This window comes from Kitasatospora sp. NPDC004745 (genome assembly GCF_042873275.1).
GTDB lineage: Bacteria > Actinomycetota > Actinomycetes > Streptomycetales > Streptomycetaceae > Kitasatospora.
In genome coordinates, this window is record NZ_JBIALK010000012.1 from 12,014 (window position 1) to 33,027 (window position 21,014).

Annotated in this window: 11 protein-coding genes; 1 reads left to right on the forward strand and 10 read right to left on the reverse strand. The window is 74.8% G+C overall.

Features of this window, described 5'->3' with window-relative positions; translation table 11 throughout:
- The first annotated feature begins 69 nt into the window (after window positions 1–69).
- Window positions 70–2,544: a YfhO family protein gene (locus ACFYUY_RS20320; RefSeq protein ID WP_387902164.1), complete on the forward strand. Its 2,475-nt coding sequence runs from the start codon at window positions 70–72 to the stop codon at window positions 2,542–2,544.
- Between the two features lie 103 nt (window positions 2,545–2,647).
- On the opposite strand, the gene ACFYUY_RS20325 is transcribed toward ACFYUY_RS20320, so the two are convergent.
- The 10 genes from ACFYUY_RS20325 to gatB form a co-directional block, all read right to left on the reverse strand.
- Window positions 2,648–6,007, reverse strand: a complete 3,360-nt coding sequence (locus tag ACFYUY_RS20325; RefSeq protein WP_387902167.1) for a S8 family serine peptidase — start codon at window positions 6,005–6,007, stop codon at window positions 2,648–2,650.
- 256 nt (window positions 6,008–6,263) lie between these two features.
- On the reverse strand, window positions 6,264–6,425 hold the full coding sequence (locus ACFYUY_RS20330) for a hypothetical protein (RefSeq protein WP_387902170.1): 162 nt from the start codon (window positions 6,423–6,425) through the stop codon (window positions 6,264–6,266).
- 282 nt (window positions 6,426–6,707) lie between these two features.
- Window positions 6,708–8,291: a phosphoglycerate dehydrogenase gene (gene serA / locus ACFYUY_RS20335; RefSeq protein ID WP_360204821.1), complete on the reverse strand. Its 1,584-nt coding sequence runs from the start codon at window positions 8,289–8,291 to the stop codon at window positions 6,708–6,710.
- A gap of 229 nt (window positions 8,292–8,520) precedes the next feature.
- Window positions 8,521–9,519 (reverse strand): ketol-acid reductoisomerase, encoded by a 999-nt coding sequence (gene ilvC, locus ACFYUY_RS20340; protein WP_360204818.1) that lies wholly within the window; start codon window positions 9,517–9,519, stop codon window positions 8,521–8,523.
- A gap of 114 nt (window positions 9,520–9,633) precedes the next feature.
- The gene (gene ilvN / locus ACFYUY_RS20345) at window positions 9,634–10,158 is read right to left on the reverse strand and encodes an acetolactate synthase small subunit (protein WP_030302941.1); all 525 of its coding nucleotides are present in this window, start codon (window positions 10,156–10,158) and stop codon (window positions 9,634–9,636) included.
- A gap of 76 nt (window positions 10,159–10,234) precedes the next feature.
- The gene (locus ACFYUY_RS20350; RefSeq protein ID WP_360204813.1) at window positions 10,235–12,088 is read right to left on the reverse strand and encodes an acetolactate synthase large subunit; all 1,854 of its coding nucleotides are present in this window, start codon (window positions 12,086–12,088) and stop codon (window positions 10,235–10,237) included.
- Window positions 12,089–12,421: 333 nt separating this feature from the next.
- Window positions 12,422–15,355 (reverse strand): EAL domain-containing protein, encoded by a 2,934-nt coding sequence (locus ACFYUY_RS20355; protein WP_360204873.1) that lies wholly within the window; start codon window positions 15,353–15,355, stop codon window positions 12,422–12,424.
- Window positions 15,356–15,829: 474 nt separating this feature from the next.
- A complete protein-coding gene (locus tag ACFYUY_RS20360) occupies window positions 15,830–18,886 on the reverse strand; it encodes an AAA family ATPase (RefSeq protein ID WP_387902174.1) in 3,057 nt (1,018 codons plus the stop codon).
- A gap of 134 nt (window positions 18,887–19,020) precedes the next feature.
- Window positions 19,021–19,179, reverse strand: a complete 159-nt coding sequence (locus tag ACFYUY_RS20365) for a hypothetical protein (RefSeq protein WP_360204809.1) — start codon at window positions 19,177–19,179, stop codon at window positions 19,021–19,023.
- A gap of 309 nt (window positions 19,180–19,488) precedes the next feature.
- On the reverse strand, window positions 19,489–21,000 hold the full coding sequence (gatB, locus tag ACFYUY_RS20370; protein WP_360204806.1) for an Asp-tRNA(Asn)/Glu-tRNA(Gln) amidotransferase subunit GatB: 1,512 nt from the start codon (window positions 20,998–21,000) through the stop codon (window positions 19,489–19,491).
- Window positions 21,001–21,014 lie beyond the last annotated feature (14 nt).

A 21,014-nucleotide genomic window follows, 5' to 3' on the forward strand; every position in this document is an offset into this window, starting at 1 on the left:
GTCGTTTTCCGCGCCGGGGGCGCAATGATGGTGGCGGATCCGGGGTCACTGGCAGAACGGGGCGCGTGCGTGAGGGCCGAGCGGCGGCGGGAGGTGCTGGTCTGCGGGGGTGCGGCGGGGCTGGCGGCGGGCGGGTACGCGCTCGCCGCAGGACTGCACGGGGCGTGGCCGACCGGAGCCGGCGAGGTCGCCGTGCCGTACCACGCGCACCTGTGGGACCTGCTGCACGGCCGGGCCGCCGGGGACCTGCTGTTCAACTGGAACAGCGGCTACGGCGTGCCGTTCCTGGCCGACTTCTTCGCCTACCTGATGAACCCGTTCTCCTGGCCCACGGCGCTCCTCCCCCGCGACCAGGGGCGGCTCGCCGTGTTCCTGGTCGTGCTGGCCAGCATCGGCCTGGGCACCGCCCTGATGGCCCACCTGCTGGGCCGGCTGCACACCGGCCCGCACTGGCTGCGGGCGCTCGCCGCCGTCGGCTACGGGCTCTGCGCCTGGGTGCTGGACGTGGGCGGGGCGGCGCCGATGTGGCTCTGGGGGCTGGTCTCGCTGCCGCTGCTGGGCCTGGCCGCAGACTGGTGCCTGCACGAGCGGCGCTGGGTGGCCGGCTCGCTGTGCGTCACCCTCGCCTGGGCCGGCAACCTGTACACCGCCGCGCTGGCCACCCTGGCGGCCGGCCTGTTGCTGGCCGTCCGGCTGTTCACCGCCCCGCGGCCGCTGCGGCAGCGGGTCCGGGTCACCGGGCGCGCGGTCACCGTGGCCACCGTCGGGATCCTGCTCGCCGCGCCCGTGCTGTTCGTCGCCGTCCGCGCCGCGCACACCGCCCAGCCGGAGTCCCCGGTGCAGCCGCTCGGCCCGTCGGGGCTCGGCGGGCGCCTGGCGCAGCTGCTGCCGGCCGCCCACGGCGGTCTGCCGCTGCCGGACGTCGCGATCGGCGTGCTGGGGCTGCTGCTGGTGTGCGGGCTGCCGTTCAACCGGCGGGTCCGGGTGCGGGAGCGGGCGGTGTGGTGCGGGGCGCTGGTGCTGGTGGGGCTCGGCTTCGTGTGGACCCCGACGGTGCTGGTCTGGCACGGCCTGGCGATCCCGGCCGGCGGGCCGTACCGGGTGGCGTTCGTGCTGAGCGGCCTGCTGGTGCTTGCGGGCTGGGTGTCGCTGGCGCACCGGCCGGACGGGGTGACCCTGCTGGGCGGCGCCGCGGTGGTCGCGCTGATCGCCGGGCTGGCGGCGGGCCGGCACTCGGTGCGCGCCTCGACCTGGCTGCTGCTGGCCGTCGGCGGTGCCGTGGTGCTGGCCGCGCTCCGGGTCCTCGACCGCCGGCACGCCGACCGCCGGGCGGGCGCCGTGGCCACCTGGGTGCTGGGCGGCGCGGTGCTCGGCAACGCGGTCTGGTCCGGGTACGCGGCGCTGGGCGCCGTCCCGCCCGGGGGCGCCCCGGAGTCCGCCGTCCGGGCCGGGTACGCGGCGGTGCGGGGCGCCGCCGACTGGCCGCTGGGCCGCAGCGACCCGGGGCCGCACGCCTTCACCACCAACGACCCGCTGCTGCTCGACGGGCAGGGCGGCGGCTACTTCAGCGGCTACCTGCCGACGGTCGTCGCCCTGCTGCTGCACGACCTGGGCGCGGGCTGGACGGCCGGCGGCCGGCAGACGGCCAGCGTCACCGACCCGGTCGGGCAGGCGCTGTTCGCCGTCCGCGCGCACCTCGACGACGGGCCGCCCCCGGACGGCTTCGTCCAGGGCCGGGCCGCCGCGCCGCCGCTGGTCACGGTGCTGCCGCCGGGCGCCCGGACGGACACCGGCTCGGTCTGGTCCCGGCAGGAGTCGCTGCTCGGGGAGCGGGTGTACGAGGCCCCGCTGCCCGTCCCGGCGGGCGGCCCGGCACCCACCCTGCACGGCAGCAGCGGCTGGTCGCTGCCCGGCGGCGCCGAGGGCACGGTCCTCACCGTGGCCTGCACCCCGGGCGGGACGGCCTACTTCCACGGCGTCTGGTACCGAGGCACGGTCAGCGGCCTCGGGACGACCTTCGAGAGCGACGGCGAGCAGCCCACCACCGCCGTCGCCGTCCACCGGCTGGGGCCGGTCCCGGCCGACGGGACGGTCCGGGTGACGCTGCGCTCCGACACGGTGAGCCAGCTCCCCGCCCGGCCGGTCGGCTGCCTGCGGGCCGGCGCCCTGGAGGCGGCCGTCGCCCGGCAGACCGCCACCGGTGCCACCCGGGTGACGGCGGGCGGGCACACGCTGTCCGCGGCCCTCCCGGCCGGGTCGACGGGCACCGCGCTGGTCTCCGTCGCGGCCACCGACGGGTGGGGCTGCGCGGCCGGCGGCGGTCCGCGGGTGGCACCGACGCCGGTCCTCGGCATGATCGGCGTCCCGCTGGGCGGCGGCGCCGACCGGGTGGACTGCTCCTTCCGCCCGCCCGGTCTCACCGAGGGCCTCACCGTGGCCTCCGGCACCGCCGGCCTGCTGGCGCTGGTGCTCGTCTTCGCCCGTCTGACGCACCGGCCCGCGCGCCCGTCCCGCGGCGCCCGGCGGCGGGCCGCCGCGGACTGACCGGACGGCCTGGGCGAACGTCCGACGGGCCGCGGCGGCGGGGGACCACACGGAGGGGCGGTCCCGCCGCCCGGCGGGACCGCCCCTCCACGGTGTCCGGTCGTCAGGGGAGGGCGATCACCTGCGCGCGGCGGTCCGCCGGGTTGAGGTGGTGCAGCAGGAGCAGCCGGGACCGGTCGCCCACGGCGCGGTGGACGGCGAGCACGGTGCCGGAGTGGACGGGGGCGGCGAGGGCGACCGGTCCGGTGGTGCCGACGTGGACGTCCAGCGCGGGGTGCAGGACGTCGATGGCCACGGTGGGGCGGGTGCCGCGCAGCCCGACGGCCGAGTAGGCCTCCGCCGGGTCGGGCTTCCCGGGGCCGGCGGCGCCCGTCCAGACGCCGTAGTGGACGGTGCTGTGGCCCTCCCGGACGCCGGGGAGCACGCTCAGCCGGACGGGGAGCACCAGGACGTCGCTGTCCAGCAGGTCGGTGTCGGTGTCGCCCCAGTGGGCGTCGAGCGGCTGGACGTCGAGTTCGGCACCGGTGCGGGCGTCCAGGGCGCGGGAGACCAGGACGTCGCTGCCGCGCTGCCGGTCGGCCTTGAGGATGACGTCGGTGGTGCCGTCCCCGTCGGTGTCGAGGGAGGCCCGGACGCCGAAGAGCCCGACCGGGGTGGCGGCGGGGGCCCAGAGCCTGGCGCCGACGTAGAACAGGTCGGCGGTGGCGCCGGCCCCGACGGCCCGCAGGTTGGCGACCCGTTCGCCGGGGTGTTCGACGCAGACGTCCTGCGCCGGGTCGGCCGCCTCGGTGGCCTCCTCCGGCCCGATGCCGGCGCCCGGTCCGGCGGCCGCGCCGCTGCCGGACGGGCAGTCGGCCCAGCGGGCTCCCTCGCCGCCGAGGGCGAGCGCGGTGACGAGTCCGGGCCGGTTCCCGGGGGCGTCGCTGCCGGCGACCGCGAGCAGGGTGCCGTCCCGGGTGGTGCGGGCGGCGGTGGTGGCCGCGTGGTCGGTGGCGGCGCGCGGCGCGGCGAGCACCGGGACCCGCAGTTCCGGCAGGGCCCGGTCGGTGACGGGGGTGAGCAGGACGCGGCCGGAGAGCTCGCCGCGGTAGCTGCGGGCCAGGCCGCCCTGCACGGTGTCCAGGGTGGGGTCGGGGGTTCGGCCCAGCTCGCCCGGGACGGCCAGCGTCACCCGGATCCGCGCCGTCCCGCCGGCCGGGACGTCCACCCGGGCGGGCGTCACCTCGAAGGCGGCGCCGGGCAGTTCGGTGGCGGCCGCGTAGCCGGTGCGGTAGCTCAGCGGCCGGTCGGCGTGGTTGCTGACCTCGATCTCGCGGTCGAGGGCGGTCGGCCCGCCGATCTCGACCGGTCCGAAGGAGACGCCGACGGCGCCCTCGGGCGCCCCCTCGCCGGTCGCGTAGGCGACGACGGGGGTCCGCACGGCGCGGTCGGCCTGGGCGCGCCCGGCGCCGGTGCGCTCGGGGCCGTACACCGGCCCGCCGTGGTCGTCGCCGAGCCAGGTGTCGACGCTGGTGTTCATCAGCGCGGCCTTGAGCTGCTCGACCGGCCAGTCGGGGTGCACCGCGCGGACCAGCGCGGCGAGGCCGGCGACGTGGGGGGTGGCCATCGAGGTGCCGTCCTCGCGCTGACCGCCGCTGCCGCTGCCGACGAGGGCGGACCAGATGGTCTCGCCGGGGGCGGCGAGGTCCGGCTTGACCAGGCCGGGCACGCCGATGCCGCGGGAGGTGAAGTCGGTCAGGGTGTCGGTGCGGCCCGGCTGGTCCTGGGAGACGGAGCCGTGCAGCGGGTTGCCGGGAGCGGCGAGCCGGATCCGGACGGGGCCCGCGGCGGCGGCCTGCCGGAGCCGTTCGCCGTCGGCGCGGGCCAGCAGGGCGGCCGGGATCCGCTCGTTCCCGGCGATCTCGGCGAGGTGGTCGGTGTCGGCGGCGTAGAGGACGCCGATGGCGCCGGCGTCGGCGGCGTGGTCGGCGCGCGGGCCGGAGTTGCAGGCCCGGTCGGGCTCGCGGGTGCGCCAGGTGAGGACGGCGACGCGGCCCTCCAGGCGCTGCCGGTCGGCCTCGCTGAAGGCGGCGCAGCCGTCGGACTGGTCGGCGGGCAGCCCGAGCAGGCCGCTGACGTCGGCGGTGGCCCAGCCCTGGTAGCGCTCGCTCCAGTGGGCGGGGACGACGCCGGCGAGGTCGGCGGGGGCGAGCACGGTGAGGCCGTCGGCGTCGCTGTGCGGGTCGACGGAGGCGGCGACGGTGACGGCCCGGGCGGCGGTGCCGGGGCTGCCGCCGACGCCGTAGACGTCGCCGTCGTTGCCGGCCGCGGCCACCACGACGGTGCCGAGGGCGGCGAGCCGGTCGACGGCGAGGGCGTCGGTGTCGTCGGGGTTGCCGAAGTGGCTGCCCAGGGAGAGGTTGACGACGTCGAGGCGGTCGGTGAGGTCGCCGTCGCCGTTCGGGTCGGCGGCGAGGTCGAGGGCCTGGGCGAGGCGGTCGGTGGAGCCCGCGCAGCCGAAGACCCGGATCGCGTAGAGCTGGGCGCCGGGGGCGGTGCCCGGGCCGATCCTGAAGCCGGCCGGGTCGAGCCCCGGCCGGTAGGGGCCGGTGTACGGGCGGCCGTCGGCGGTGACGCCGTACCCGGCGGCGGTGCCGGCGACGTGGGTGCCGTGCCCGTTGCGGTCGCAGTCGATCGGGTTGTCGCTGGGGTGCGGGACGGGCTGGTGGTTCGGGGAGGACGGGTCGGGGTCGTAGTCGTCGCCGACGAGGTCCTTGCCGCCGATCACCTTGGCGTTGGGGAAGAGCTCGGGCGGCGCGGGCTTCCCGCGTTCGACGGAGCGGAAGGCGGCCTCGGTGCCGGGGCCGCCGAAGTCGGCGTGGGTGTAGTCGATGCCGCTGTCGACGATCCCGATCCGCACCCCCCGGCCGGTGGTCCCGGCGGCGCCGGCCTGGTCACCGCCGGCTCCGGCCCAGACCTGCGGGGCGCCGGTGAGCGGCACGGAGTGCGCGTTGTCCCGCTGCTTGCGGACGATCGGGTGGACGGCCAGCACGCCGGGCAGCGCGCGCAGGGCGGGCAGCCGGCCGGCGGGCACGTCGACGGCGAGGCCGGTGAGCAGGGTGCGGGTGCGGTAGAGCTCCCGGGTGGCGGGTGCCGCGCGGTGCACGGCGGCGGCGGCGCGGTCGAGGGCCTCGGCGGCCCTGGCCTGCTGGGCGGCTCCGGCGTCGGCGGCCTCGCGGCGGACGGCCTCCGGGGAGCGCCGGGCCCGGCGGGCTCCGTCGGCGGCGCGCCGCCAGGCGGGGCCGGCCGCCTCGGTGGTGAGTTCGAGCAGGACGGAGGCGGTTCGCCCGGCTCCGGCGGGCGCCGTCGGGGGGTGCGGCGGGCCGCCGGAGGCCGGGGCGGCGGCGAGCGCCGCGGTCCCGGCCAGCAGGGCGAGGGTGAGGCCGATCCTGGCGACGGTTCGGCGGACGGGTGGCAGGCGCACTGGGCCCTCTCCCCCGGGAGGGGGACTGATCCGCACACCGTGTCGCTGACGCCCGCCCGCGCGGCCGTCGATCACCCTTCCGGGGGCCCCAAATTAGGATGATCGCGCCGGGCAGGGCGAGCAACTTCCCCCGGACGGAGGCCGGTTGCACTCGACCGGGTGAACCGGCGTCAGCCCGGGCGGCCCATTAGGCGGATGAACGCCGACGGCCGCCCGGCCCGGCGGGGCGATCCCGCCGGAGGGCCGGCCCGACCCGTCAGAGGTGGCCGGTCACGCCGCCGTTGTCGCGGCGGTCCAGCGAGCGCTGCAGCGCGGCGGCGGCGAAGGAGTTCCGCTCGGCGGTCCGGCGGCGGCGCGGGGCGCGGACGGGGGTGGCGGCGGGGGCGGGGGTGGCGTGGCGGTCTGCGGTGGTAGGCATACCGGGCTCCTTGGGGGCATGCGTGCAGGGGCACGCAGAGGGTTGGGGAGGGGTACGCGCGGAGCAGGGGTCTCCTGCCGTGGGGGCGCACGCTCACACGGGCCGCGCGCCCTGGCTACAGGGGCGGCACATCGTGTGGCTCTTCCACGGTACGACCAGGTCGGGGCCGTGTCTGCACGAATACTTGGATTTCCTAGTATCTGAGACGCGGCTCACCCCGAGGAACGCAGCGGGGCCCGGACCGCCGGCGAACGGCGGTCCGGGCCCCGTGGGCCTTCGGGCTCAGGCGCCCAGGTCGACCGAGCGGGCGAAGCGGGCGCCGATCTCGGCGGCGATCGCCGACAGCACGTCCTGCGGGATCTGGCTGTCCACGGTGATGGAGGCGAGCGCGCCGCCGCCGTCCCGCGCCACCTGCATGCCGGCGATGTTCACGCCGGCGTCGCCGAGGTGGCGGCCGAGCACGCCGACCACGCCCGGGCGGTCCTCGTACTTGAAGAACGCCATGTGGTCGGTGAGCGCGACGTCCACGTCGAAGGCGTCCACGCCGACGATCTTCTGGGTCTGCTTCGGGCCCGCCAGCGTGCCGGAGATGGCGATCTCCTCGCCGTTCGCGAGCGTGCCGCGGACGGTGATCACGTTGCGGTGCTCGGGGCTCTCGCTGGAGGTGGTCAGGCGGACCTCGACGCCGCGCTCCTGGGCGAACAGCGGGGCGTTGACGTAGGACACCGTCTCCGCCACCACGTCCTCGAACACGCCCTTCAGCGCCGACAGTTCGAGCACCTTGACGTCGTGCTGGGTGATCTCGCCGCGGACCTCGACGTCGAGCCGGACGGCCACCTCGCCGGCCAGCGCGGTGAAGATCCGGCCGAGCTTCTCGGCGAGCGGCAGGCCCGGGCGCACGTCCTCGGCGATCACGCCGCCCTGGACGTTGACGGCGTCCGGTACCAGCTCGCCGGCGAGCGCGAGGCGCACCGACTTGGCGACGGCGATGCCGGCCTTCTCCTGGGCCTCGTCGGTGGAGGCGCCCAGGTGCGGGGTGGCGACCACGTTGTCGAAGGCGAACAGCGGGGAGTCGGTGCACGGCTCCTTGGCGTACACGTCCAGGCCGGCGCCGGCCACCCGGCCGTCGCGCAGGGCGCTGGCGAGCGCCTCCTCGTCGACGATGCCGCCGCGGGCGGCGTTGACGATGCGCACGGTCGGCTTGACCTTGTGCAGCGCCTCGTCGCCGATCAGGCCGATCGTCTCGGGGGTCTTGGGGAGGTGGACGGTGATGAAGTCCGAGACCTCGAGCAGCTCCTCGAGGGTGACCAGCTTGACGCCCATCTGAGCGGCGCGGGCGGCCTGGATGTAGGGGTCGTACGCGACGATCTTCATGCCGAAGGCCGACATCCGCTGCGCGACCAGGACGCCGATCCGGCCGAGGCCGACCACGCCGAGGGTCTTCTCGCTCAGCTCGACGCCGGTGTACTTGTTGCGCTTCCACTCGCCCTGCTTCAGCGCGGCGTTGGCCGGGGCGATGTTGCGGGCGACGGAGATCAGCAGGCCGCAGGCGAGCTCGGCGGCGGTGACGATGTTGGAGGTCGGCGCGTTGACGACCATCACGCCGGCCTTGGTGGCGGCGGAGACGTCCACGTTGTCCAGGCCGACGCCGGCCCGGGCGACCACCTTGAGCTTGCGGGCGGCGGCCAGCGCCTCGGCGTCGACCTTCGTCGCGGAGCGGATCAGGATCGCGTCGACGTCGGCGATCGCGGTGAGCAGCTCGGTGCGGTCGGCACCGTTGCAGTGGCGGATCTCGAAGTCGGGACCGAGGGCGTCGACGGTGGCGGGCGACAGCTCTTCGGCGATCAGAACGACGGATTTGCTCACGACAGTGTGTCCTTAACTGTCCGGTTCTCCCCGGCACGGAGGTGGCGTGGAGGCGGGGGGAAGGTGGCATGCCGCGTAGGTAGACGCACGACGCTGTGGGCCTGACGCGCACTCGGAAGTGTATCGACGGGCTGGGTACCAGGCTGCTCCCGTCCGGCGAAATCACCCGGACGGGAGCAGCCTACTTGTACAAGGGAGTTGCGGAACGGGAGCGGACTCCCGCGCGGGGTCAGGCCTTCTCGTTGACCCAGCTCATCAGCGAGCGCAGCTTCTTGCCGGTGGTCTCCAGCAGGTGGTCCTCGTCGGCCTTCTTGTACTCGTTGTACTTGGGCAGACCGGCCTTGTACTCGGCGATCCAGGTGTTGGCGAAGGTGCCGTCCTGGATCTCGGCGAGGACCTTCTTCATCTCGGCCTTGGTGTCGGCGGTGATGATCCGCGGGCCGGTGACGTAGTCGCCCCACTCGGCGGTCTCGGAGACCGACCAGCGCATCTTCTCCAGGCCGCCCTCGTACATCAGGTCGACGATGAGCTTCAGCTCGTGCAGGCACTCGAAGTAGGCGATCTCCGGCTGGTAGCCGGCCTCGACCAGGGTCTCGAACCCGGCCTTCACCAGGGCGGCGGTGCCACCGCAGAGGACGGCCTGCTCACCGAACAGGTCGGTCTCGGTCTCCTCGGTGAAGGTGGTCTTGATGACGCCGGCCTTGGTGGCGCCCAGGCCCTTGGCGTAGGACAGCGCGAGGGCGAAGGCGTTGCCCGAGGCGTCCTGCTCGACGGCGACGATCGCGGGGACGCCGCGGCCCTCCTCGTACTGGCGGCGGACCAGGTGGCCCGGGCCCTTCGGGGCGACCATGCAGACGTCGACGTCCGCCGGGGGCTTGATGAAGCCGAAGCGGATGTTCAGGCCGTGACCGAAGAACAGGGCGTCGCCGGACTTCAGGTGCGGGGCGATGTCCGCCTCGTAGACGTCGGCCTGGATCGGGTCCGGCACCAGGATCATGATGACGTCGGCCTCGGCGGCGGCCTCGGCCGGGGTGACGACGCGCAGGCCGGCCTCCTCCGCCTTGGCGCGGGACTTGGACTCGGGCTTCAGGCCGACGCGGACGTCGGCGCCGGAGTCGCGCAGGGACAGCGCGTGGGCGTGGCCCTGGCTCCCGTAGCCGATGACCGCGACCTTGCGGCCCTGGATGATGGACAGGTCGGCGTCGTCTTCGTAGAACAGCTCGGCCACGGGGGCACATCTCCTTGCGTGGTGGTTGCCGGGTGCGCACTACCTACGGTAGGCGCACCGGCGGGGGTGTGGGGTTGCGCTTCAGCTGGTGAGACGGCCCGCGTCTCGGGGGTTTCAGGCGCTGCGGTCGAGGGCGCGCAGCGAGCGGTCCGTGATCGAACGGGCGCCGCGCCCGATGGCGACCAGGCCGGACTGGACCAACTCCTTGATGCCGTACGGCTCCAGCATCCGGAGCATGGCCTCCAGCTTGTCCGAGCTGCCGGTGGCCTCGATGGTCACCGCGTCGGGGGACACGTCGACGGTCTTGGCACGGAACAGCTGGACGATCTCGACGATCTGCGACCGGGTCTCGTTGTCGGCGCGGACCTTCACCAGGACCAGTTCCCGCTGGATCGCAGCGGACTGGTCGAGCTCGACGATCTTTATCACGTTCACGAGCTTGTTGAGCTGCTTGGTGACCTGTTCCAGCGGGAGGTCCTCGACGTTGACCACGATGGTCATCCGGGACACGTCCGGGTGCTCGGTCGGGCCGACGGCGAGGGAGTCGATGTTGAAGCCCCGACGGGAGAACAGCGCGGCGATGCGGGCGAGCACGCCTGGCTTGTTCTCGACCAGGACGGAGAGGGTGTGCTTGGACATGGGGTTCCTCAGTCGTTCCCAGAGGGGCCCGGCGTAGCCGGACGAACGAAGGGTGGGGTCGGGTGGCGGGGCGGGCTCAGTCGAGGTCGTCGCCGAAGTCGGGCCTCACGCCCTTGGCGAACTGGATCTCGTCGTTGCTGGTGCCCGCCGCGACCATCGGCCAGACCATGGCGTCCTGGTGGACGATGAAGTCGATGACGACCGGGCGGTCGTTGATCTCCATCGCCTGCTTGATCACCGCGTCCAGGTCCTCGGGGCGCTCGCAGCGCAGACCGACGCACCCCATCGCCTCGGACAGCAGGACGAAGTCGGGGATCCGGGTGCCCTGGGCCGGCGGCTCGATGCCGTCGTGGTCGGGGCCGGAGTGCAGCACGGTGTTGGAGTAGCGCTGGTTGTAGAACAGCGTCTGCCACTGGCGGACCATGCCGAGCGAGCCGTTGTTGATGACCGCGACCTTGATCGGGATGCCGTTCAGGGCGCAGGTGACCAGCTCCTGGTTGGTCATCTGGAAGCAGCCGTCGCCGTCGATGGCCCAGACCGTGGCCTCCGGCCGGCCGGCCTTGGCGCCCATCGCCGCCGGGACGGCGTAGCCCATGGTTCCCGCGCCGCCCGAGTTCAGCCAGGTGCCCGGCTTCTCGAACCGGATGAACTGCGAGCTCCACATCTGGTGCTGGCCGACGCCCGCCGCGTAGATCGCGTCCGGGCCGACCAGCCGGCCGATCCGCTCGATGACCTGCTGCGGGGAGAGCTGGCCGCCGGGGGCCTCCTCGTAGCCCAGCGGGTAGGTCTTCTTCCACTCGTCGAGCTTCTCCCACCACTCGGCGTAGTCGCCCTTGTGGCCGGCGTCGAACTCGGCCTGGACGGCCACGATCAGGTCGGCCAGCACCTCGCGGGCGTCGCCGACGATCGGCACGTCGGCCGGGCGGTTCTTGCCGATCTCGGCCGGGTCGATGTCCGCGTGGACGACCTTGGCGTACGGGGCGAAGCTGTCCAGCTTGCCGGTGACGCGGTCGTCGAAGCGGGCGCCGAGGGTGAACAGCAGGTCGGCCTTCTGCAGCGCGGTGACCGCCGGGACGGTGCCGTGCATGCCGGGCATGCCGAGGTGCTGCGGGTGGCTGTCGGGGAAGGCGCCGAGGGCCATCAGGGTGGTGACCACGGGGGCGCCGGTCAGCTCGGCGAGGATCCGCAGCTCGGCGGTGGCCTGCGCCTTGATGACGCCGCCGCCGACGTACAGCACCGGGCGCTTGGCGCTCACCAGCATCTTCGCGGCCTCGCGGATCTGCTTGGCGTGCGGCTTGGTGACCGGGCGGTAGCCGGGCAGCGAGGTCTCCACCGGCCAGCGGAAGGTGGTGGTGGCCTGCAGCGCGTCCTTGGCGATGTCGACCAGGACCGGCCCGGGGCGGCCGGTGGCGGCGATGTGGAACGCCTCGGCGATCACCCGGGGGATCTCGGCCGGGTCGGTGACCAGGTAGTTGTGCTTGGTGATCGGCATCGTGATGCCGCAGATGTCCGCCTCCTGGAAGGCGTCGGTGCCGATCGCCTTGGAGGCGACCTGGCCGGTGATCGCGACGACGGGCACCGAGTCCATGTAGGCGTCGGCGATCGGGGTCACCAGGTTGGTCGCCCCGGGGCCGGAGGTCGCCATGCAGACCCCGACCCGGCCGGTGGCCTGGGCGTATCCGGTGGCGGCGTGCCCGGCACCCTGCTCGTGCCGGACCAGGATGTGGCGCACCTTGGCGGAGTCCATCAGCGGGTCGTACGCGGGAAGGATGGCCCCGCCCGGGATGCCGAAGACGGTGTCCGCGCCCACGGCCTCCAGCGAGCGGATGAGCGACTGGGCGCCGGTCATGGTCTCGACGACGTGCTGGGGAGCGGGAGCGTGGGCGGCCGGGTTGTCCCCGCGGCGGGGGGATGCGGCGTGCTCGGTCATCTGCCTGTCTCTTCTCGGGTTTTTGCCGGCCCGGTGGCTGCGGGCCCCGGTGGTACGAGGGTGGGGTCCCGGTTCCGGGCCGATCGCCGGCTCTGCCTCAATCGTCCCGCGCTCCCCGGTGGATCGGGGTGGTCCGGAGCGTTTGGGGCCAGGGTTTTGCGGTGGTGGAACAGCGTCAGTGCAACAAAAAACCCCTCGTGCCCAGGGCATGCGAGGGGTGGCGCGTCGGTCTGTCACGAGCAGGGCCTACGAGCCCGCTCAGCCGACGCGCCCGCCAAGTACGAGAATTCGGGTGCGCATGGCAACGACCCTCCTCCTGCACGGGGGCGCATGTCAAGCAGGTGGGATCGCCGTCTCACCATGCGAGCCGGAGCCCGGGCCGGTCACCGCGCGGTGTTCGGGCAGGTCGGGGGCCCCGTGGCGGTGCGCGACCCGCCCGGCACCGCCCTCCCCGCGGACACCCGGACGGGTGTCCGCGGCCAGGTACGCCCGCCGGGCCGAGACCGAGCCCAGCGGTCTCGGCAGCGGGTAGCCGCGGCGCACCAGCGCCCGGCGCAGCCGGGTCTCGTCCAGCGGGGGCGCGAAGGCCGAGCCCTGGCCCTGCCGACAGCCCAGCTCCTGCAGCGCGGCGACCTGCCGGGGCAGGTCCACCCCCTCCGCGGCGGTGACCAGCCCGAGGTCGCGGCCGAGCCGCAGGGCGTGCCCGGCGAGGGTGCGGCTGAGCGCGGACTCGCCGAGGTCCCGGACCAGCGAGCGGTCCAGCTTGAGACCGTCCAGGGGCAGCCGGGCCAGCGCCCCGAGCGAGCCGCTGCCGGCGCCGTAGCCGGCCAGCACGGTGGTGACCCCGAGGCGGCGGAGCGCGGCCAGCCGGCGGCCCAGCTCGTCGGCGAGCGGGTCCGGGCCCATCCGGGCCACCTCGATCACCAGCTCGCCGGCCGGCAGCCGGCTGTCGCGCAGGGCCGCGGCCACCGTCTCGTACAGGCCGGGTGAGCAGAGCCGCTCGGTGGAGAGCCGGACGGCCACCGGGACGCAGGCCGGCCCGGTGCGGCTGCGGCCCGGCCCCCCGCGCCGGGCCGCGGCGGCCGTCACGGCCTCCTGGACCAGCCAGCGGGAGAACCGGGTGGCCGCGTCGCCGTACTCCGCCGAGCGCAGGAACTCGGCCGGGGTGAGCAGCAGGCCGCCCGCCGAGCGCCAGCGGGCCTGCGCCTCGACCCCGGTCACCGCACCGCTGGCGAGGTCCACCACGGGCTGGTGGAGCAGGGTGAAGCCGCCCTCCCGGACGGCGACCCGCAGCCGCTCCTCCAGCTCGGTGCGGCGCTCCAGGTCGGCCCGCATGGCGGGGGCGTAGAGCACCACGCGCCCCTTGCCCTCGGACTTGGCGCGGTACATCGCGAGGTCGGCGTTGCGCATCAGCTCGTCGGTGGCGGCCTTCGGGTCGGCGGCCGGGCCCCGCTCGGGGGTGCCGAAGGCGATGCCGATGCTGGCGGCGACCCCGAGTTCGGCGCCGCCGATCCAGTACGGCGCCGAGAGCGCGACCCGCAGCCGCTCGGCGAGCTCCTGGACCTGGAGGCGGCCGAGCGGGCCGCAGACCAGGGCGGCGAACTCGTCGCCGCCGAACCTGGCCACGGTGTCCCCGCAGCGGACGGCCCCCTGGAGGCGGCGGGCGGCCTGCACCAGCAGCTCGTCGCCGACCTGGTGGCCGGCCGTGTCGTTGACGGCCTTGAAGCCGTCCAGGTCGAGGAAGAGCACCGCGACCCCGGCGCCGGCCTCGCCCTGCTGCCCGCGGGCGGCCAGGGCGGCCCGCAGCCGCTGCGCGAACAGCGCCCGGTTGGGCAGGTCGGTCAGCGGGTCGTGGAAGGCGTTGTGCTGCAACTGCGCCTGGAGCATGACCCGTTCGGTGACGTCCCGGCTGTTGAGGATCAGGCCGTCGCGGTGCCGGCTGACCGTCGACTCGACGTGCAGCCACTCGCCGCCGCCGGAGCTGATCCGGCACTCCACCCGGGCGGACGGCTCGGCGGTGCCCGGGCAGCGGTGGGCGGTGAGCCGGACCCGCGCCAGGTAGCGGCGGACCTCGGCGAGCACCCGGTCGACGTCCTCGGGGTGGACCAGGTCCAGCAGGTTGCCGCCGACCAGCTCCTCCGGGTCCCGGCCGTAGACGCCGAGCGCGGCCGGGGAGACGTAGGAGAGCACCCCGTTGGCGCCGGCGATCATGATGACGTCGCTGGAGCCCTGCACCAGGGAGCGGAAGTGCGCCTCCTTGTGGCCGAGCTCCTGGGCGAGCGACAGGTTGTCCAGCAGCATCACCCCCTGGCGCAGGATGAGCGCCAGCCCCACGGTGCAGGCGGCCGCGGCCACCACCCGGTCCAACTGCCGCCCGCCGAGGGCGTTGTAGAGGATCCCGGCGGTGCAGACCGCGGCGGCCGCGTACGGGGTCAGCGCGCTGAAGGTGGTGGCCACCCGGCGGCGCGGCGGGCCGCCGGCCGAGGGGTGCTCGCGCAGCGGACGGCGCCAGCGCTGCGACCACGGCGCCCAGGCCAGCAGCAGGCTGCCGGAGAACCAGCCGGCGTCCAGCAGTCCGCCCGAGTGGTAGGTGCTGCGCAGCTCCGGGGAGGTGAACAGGGCGTCGCACAGCACGGTGACGGCGAGCGCCACCATCGCGGTGTGCACCGCGGCCCGGTTTCCGTCCCGGCCGCCGAAGCGCAGCCCGACCACGAGGCTGACCAGCAGGATGTCCAGCACCGGGTAGGCGAGGTTGAGCGCCAGGCGAAGCGGCGAGCCGTCCTCGCCGGCGGCGATCCGGCCGAGCGCCAGGCTCCAGCTGAGGGTGAACAGCGAGCCGGCGATCAACCAGCCGTCGAGCAGCAGGCAGAGCCAGCCGGCGGCGGAGCGCGGGCGCTGGGCGAGCACCAGGAGGCCGGTGATGGCGAGCGGGGCGAACATCAGGAAGGCGTACTCGGCGAGCGAGTCCTTCGGCAGGTCCGTCCCGGCGACCAGTTCGTACCAGCCCCAGGTGCCGTTGCCGAAGGCGACCATCAGCGAGGAGAGGCCGAACAGCAGCCAGGCCGGGCGGGCGTGCCCGCCGACGGTGCAGCCGTACACGAGACAGGACAGCGCGGCCGCGAGGGCTGCCGCGGCCAGTCCGAAGTCCCCCATGAAGTTGGAGACTTGGCGGGATCCCCAGCCGGCCGCCGCGCCCAGGGCGTAGGCCAGGCAGAGGGCGCCGAGGGCGAGCCCGGGCAGCGCCCGGCTCTCCCGGAGCCGGCGCAGCGGGCGGCTGCGGGCCGGTCCGGCCGGGTCGGTGCCGGACGCGTCGGCGGGCGGCGCACCCGACCGTCCGGCTCCGGGCAGCACCGTATCGGTGGAGCTCACTCGGCCTCTCCCCCTCCGGCGCGGGGCCTGGCGCCCCGGCCACGGGCCACCGGCCGCGCACCTCTCGGCCGTACGCGGCGGCCTGGCGCCCCGTCAGGACGGTGGCCCAGGGGGCGGGCGGCCTTCCGGCCGCCGCACCGCACCGATGTTCCCAGTCGGGACCCTACACCAAATCCGTCACTCAATGACACGCACACTCAACTTAGAGTAATGGCGAGGAGGAGGGGTAAAGCACCTTAATCCGGCGGATCGGCCCGGTTGGCGGCGGCGCGCGGGGAGGGGCTCACGCGGCGCGCACGGGAGCACGTGACGGCGCCCGGCCGCCGGACCGCCCGGACCGCGGCGGTCGGGGGCCCGGCGGCCGGGCGTGGATCAGCGGCCGGCCGGGGTCAGGTCGTCCGGGAACAACCGCAACCGGTGCGCCAGCGCGGCCGCCTCGCCCCGGCCGCCGACCGCGAGCTTGCCCAGGATGTTGGACACGTGCACGCTCGCGGTCTTCGGAGATATGTACAGCTCCTCGGCGATCTGCCGGTTCGTCCAGCCGCGCGCGAGCAACCGGAGCACGTCCCGCTCACGGGGGGTGAGCCCGAAGGACTCCCCGGGCACGGGCACCGCCACCGATGCCGCCGGGGCCGCTCCCCCGGCCGCGGCCGGCGCCAGCGCCAGCCCGGCCCGGTCGGCCAGCCCGGTGATCTCCGCCAGCAGCGGGCGGTCCCCCCGGGCCGCCGCCAGCTCCCGCGCCTCGCGCAGCAGTTCGGCCCCGGCCTCGCGCCGCCCGGCCTGCACCTCCGCCTCGCCGGCCCGCAGCAGGGCCGCCGCGAGCGGGTACGGCAGACCGGTCGGCCGCAGCACGGCGACCGCGGCCGCCCAGTGCTCCGGGGTGTCGGCGCCCTCCGCACGGGCCAGCTCACCCGCCAGCAGCAGCGCCCAGCCGTCGTGCAGCGGTGCCCGCGGGCGCAGCCGGGCCGCCGCGGCGGCGATCGCGGCCAGCACCCCGGCCCGGCCGGGCCCGGCCTCCGGCAGGCCCCGGCTGTCCGCCTCCACGGCGGCGGCCTCCACCAGCAGCGGGTAGACGTCGGACTCGTACCCTGGCCGGGCGTCCTCGGCCAGCGCCGCGAGCAGTTCGGCCCGGGCCTCCAGCGGCCGCCCGCCGAGCGCGGCGACCCGCACCGCCAGCCGGCTGATCGGCACGCTGTGCTGCAGCTGGCCGACCCGGTTGGCCGCCCGGGCCTGCGCCAGCATGGTCGCCGCCCCGGCGAGGTCCCCGCGCAGCAGGGCGAGCTCGCCGCGCATCCGGTCCAGGAACTCGGCGTGGGTGCCGCTCAGGCTGGTCAGCTCGCAGGCCGACAGCACCTCGTCGGCCTCCTTCACCCGGCCCAGGTCGGTGAGCGCCTCGGCCAGGTTGCCGGTGAGGATGGTGCCGATGTTGCGCAGCAGCCCGCTGCCGTCCGCGTAGTCCAGGCCCTCGCGGGCCAGCGCCACCGCCTCCTCGGACCGGCCCAGCCCGCGCTGCAGACTGGCCAGGTTGTTGATGCCGCGCAGCAGCAGGTCGGGCACGCCCAGCAGGCGGGCCCGCTCGACCGCGCCGGCCAGCTCGGCCAGCCCGCCCTCGGCGTCGCCCTCGACGTCGTAGCGCAGGCCGCCGAGCGTCATCCGGGCGTGCACCTCGACCGAGTGCGCGCCGACCTCCTCGGCGATCCGGATCGCCCGCCGGGCGAGCTCGATGTGCTCGGGGCCGGGCTTCTTGAGCATCGCCACCCCGGCGCCGAGCGCGAACACCTCGGCCTGGACGGCGGACGGCGGCAGGTGCTCGACCAGCCGGTGCGCGTGCAGGATCTCCTCGTCGTCGCCGGAGCGGCGCAGGTTGCCCAGCATCCGGGCCCGGTTGATCCGGAACCAGGCCGCGCGCACCGGGTGCACCGACTCGTCGACCAGCCGCAGCCCGCGTTTGGCCAGGCTCAGGCCGCGCTCGCGGTCACCGCAGCGCCGGGCCGCGACCACCGCCTCGGCCAGCACGTCGATCAGCTGGATCCGGTCGCACTCCGGGTCGGCGGCCCCGTGGTCGCAGGAGCCGGGCGGGTACGTCTCGGCCCAGTCGTACGGGCGCAGGGTGTGCGCCAGCACGTCCTCGGAGACCATGTCCCACAGCTCCAGCGCCCGCTCCAGCATGCCCAGCTGCTCGGCGAAGGCGTTGCGGCGGCGGGCGGCCCGGGCCGCGTCCAGCGCGGTGGGCAGCGCCTTCGCCGGGTCGTGCGCGTGGTACCAGTAGTTGGCCAGCCGGGCCGGCAGCGCGTCGCAGGAGACCAGGTGCCGCTGCGCCTCGACGGCGAGCGCGAACTTGCGGTTGATCCGGTGCCGCTCGCCCGGCAGCAGGTCGTCCGAGACCGCCTCGCGGACCAGCGCGTGCCGGAAGCGGTAGCCCTCGCCGTCGCCGTCCGGGCGCAGGATGTTGGCCCCGACGGCCGCCCGCAGCGCCTCGATCAGCGCCTCCTCGTCGTCGTCCAGGACGGCGGCCAGCAGGGCGTGTTCGACGTGCGAGCCGCCCTCGGCGGCGATCCGCACCACCCGCTGGGCCTCCTCGTCCAGGGTCTCCACCCGGACCAGCAGGATGTCCCGCAGCGAGTCGGTGAGCCCGGCGCCGCAGCCGTCCTCGAAGGCGGTGGCCAACTCCTCGACGAAGAACGGGTTCCCCTCGGAGCGGCGGTGGATGCGGTCCACCAGCTGCCGGTCGGGGACGGCGGTGCCGAGGATGCCGGCCAGCTGGGCGGCGACCTCGCGGCGGCCGAACCGGGCCAGCTCCAGGCGCTGGACGGTGCGCAGCCGTTCCAGCTCGGCGAGGAAGGGCCGCAGCGGGTGCCGGCGGTGCAGGTCGTCGGTGCGGTAGGTGGCGATCAGCAGGACCCGGGACCGGTGCAGGGTACGGACCAGGAAGGCGAGCAGCTCGCGGGTGGAGCGGTCGGACCAGTGCAGGTCCTCGACGGCGAGCACGAGGGTACGCTCCGCGCCGAGCCGCTCGAACAGCCTCGCGGTGTGCTCGAACAGCCGGGCCCGGCCGTACTCGTCGTTGGGTTCGCCGTCGGCCTCGCCGAACTCGGGCAGCAGCCGCGCCAGGTGGCCCTCGCTGCCGGCCGCCGCGGCCTCCAACTCGGCGCCCAGCGCACGGTGCAGCCGGCGCAGCGCGGTGGCCAGCGGGGCGTAGGGCAGGCCTTCGGCCCCGACCTCCAGACAGCTGCCGAGCGTGGTGAGCGCCCCGCCGTCCGCGGCCCGCTGCAGGAACTCCTCCAGCAGCCTGGTCTTGCCGACGCCTGCCTCGCCGCCGATCAGGACGGCCTGCGGGCTGCCGGTGCCGGCCCTGCGCAGGGCGACGGTCAGTTCGGTGATCTCGCTGCCGCGACCGACGAAGACGGGACTCACCGATATCTGCTGCATGGAGGCGAGCATGCCATAGCCGGACCCGGCGGGCCGAGGGGATATCCCGCCCGCTGGAAGCCCGGAGGGGGAGGCGCTCGTCTGCGGCGCCTCCCCCTCCGGAATCCCTTCGGCACCGACGTGGTGCCGGTCCGTCAGCATTCGCGCTGGCGCACGGCGCGCCGCTGGAAGCGGGCGGCCACCGGACGCTGCCGCAGACGGCGCGCCTCCTTGGCCTCGCGTACCAGGCGCTGGTGCTCGGCGCGGGCGGCAAGCTCGAGGCCCTGCTGCTGGATGAGCTCGTACTCGATCACTTCGGTTCCCCACTTCGGGTTTCGCACTGCGTTTCGCTGTCGAGTAAGAGCTTCCTCCCCCAGCGGGGGTCGCCACATCGGAAGCCTGACCGATCTTCCGGGCCCCGGATGCCTTAGACGGGCCCCTGGAACACGGCAAAGGCCCGGCCTCACTCCGATTCGGAGGTGAAACCGGGCCTTAGACCCTACTTAGGGGGCCTTAGACGCCTTAGATGCCTTAGGAAGTCCCTAGGGTCCTCTAGGCGGAGACGCCGAGGCGCTCCAGACAGTGCCTACTGACCTTCCACGCCGAGGCGCTCCAGACAGTGCCTACTGACCTTCCACGCCGAGGCGCTCCAGGATCAGGTCCTTCACGCGGGCGGCGTCGGCCTGGCCGCGGGTGGCCTTCATGACCGCGCCGACCAGCGCGCCGACGGCCGCGACCTTGCCGTCGCGGATCTTGGCGGCGATCGCCTCGTTCTCGGCGATGGCCTGGTCGACCGCGGCGCCGAGCGCCGAGTCGTCCGAGACGACGGCCAGGCCGCGCTTCTCGACGACCTCGTCCGGCTCGCCCTCGCCGGCCAGCACGGCCTCGATGACCTGACGGGCCAGCTTGTCGTTCAGCTTGCCCTCGGCGACGAGCGCGGTGACCCGGGCGACCTGCGCCGGGGTGATCGGCTGCTCGCTGAGCTCCGTCCCGGTCTCGTTGGCGCGGCGGGCCAGCTCGCCCATCCACCACTTGCGGGCCTGGTCGGCCGGGGCGCCGGCGGCGATGGTCTCCTGGATCGGCTCGACGGCGCCGGCGTTCAGCACCGCCTGCATGTCCTTGTCGGACAGGTCCCACTCGGCCTGCAGCCGGGCGCGGCGCACCCGCGGCAGCTCGGGCAGGCCCGCCCGCAGCTCCTCGACCCACGCCCGGGCGGGCGCGACCGGCACCAGGTCCGGCTCGGGGAAGTAGCGGTAGTCCTCGGCGTTGTCCTTGATCCGGCCGGAGGTGGTGCTGCCGTCCTCCTCGTGGAAGTGACGGGTCTCCTGGACGATGGTGCCGCCGTCGGTCAGCACCGTGGCGTGCCGCTGGATCTCGAAGCGGGCCGCCCGCTCCACGCTGCGCAGCGAGTTGACGTTCTTGGTCTCCGAGCGGGTGCCGAAGGTCTCGGTGCCGTTCGGGCGCAGCGACAGGTTGACGTCGCAGCGCATCTGGCCCTTGTCCATCCGGGCCTCGGAGACGCCGAGCGCCTTGATCAGCTCGCGCAGCTCGGCGACGTACGCCCGGGCGACCTCGGGGGCGCGCTCGCCGGCGCCGACGATCGGCTTGGTGACGATCTCGATCAGCGGGATGCCGGCCCGGTTGTAGTCCAGCAGCGAGTGGGTCGCGCCGTGGATGCGGCCGGTGGCGCCGCCGACGTGGCTGGACTTGCCGGTGTCCTCCTCCATGTGGGCGCGCTCGATCTCCACGCGGAAGGTCGAACCGTCCTCCAGCTGCACGTCGAGGTAGCCGTTGAAGGCGATCGGCTCGTCGTACTGCGAGGTCTGGAAGTTCTTGGGCATGTCCGGGTAGAAGTAGTTCTTCCGCGCGAACCGGCACCACTCGGCGATCTCGCAGTTCAGCGCCAGGCCGATCTTGACGGCCGACTCCACGCCGATCGCGTTGACCACCGGCAGCGAGCCGGGCAGGCCCAGGCAGGTCGGGCAGGTCTGGCTGTTCGGCTCGGCGCCCAGCTCGGTCGAGCAACCGCAGAACATCTTGGTCTTGGTGCCCAGCTCGACGTGGACCTCAAGGCCCATCACCGGGTCGTACGACGCGAGAGCGTCCTCATAGGAGACCAGGTTCATGACGCTCACAGCGTCCCCTTCAC